This is a genomic window from Capnocytophaga sp. oral taxon 863 str. F0517 (assembly GCF_000466425.1).
In the GTDB taxonomy this organism is placed as follows: Bacteria; Bacteroidota; Bacteroidia; order Flavobacteriales; family Flavobacteriaceae; genus Capnocytophaga.
The window spans coordinates 1-222 of record NZ_KE992123.1; the positions used below are offsets into that span (position 1 = coordinate 1).

Genomic DNA, 222 nt, shown 5'->3' on the forward strand with positions numbered 1-222 from the left:
TCACCCGTTTTTACCCTTTCCACCAAAACCAGAATAAGACAGCGCGTATCTTCACCGCTTCAGCCTCAGTGCAAAAGCTCATTTGGATGCCAGTAGACTGGAAACAGCGCTTTCCGAAATTTGCCAAAGACCTGCTAAGCTACTTGCGTATTGGCACCAACCTGAATGACGATGCCCCCGATGCGCTCACCGGCTCCGTAGAGTGCCGCCAGCCTCCCAAGC

The 222-nt window shown here is 53.2% G+C and carries 1 pseudogene; it reads left to right on the top strand.

Annotated elements, in window-relative coordinates:
- Positions 1 to 222, top strand: a pseudogene (locus tag HMPREF1551_RS13885) (heat-shock protein Hsp70); the annotation flags it as partial.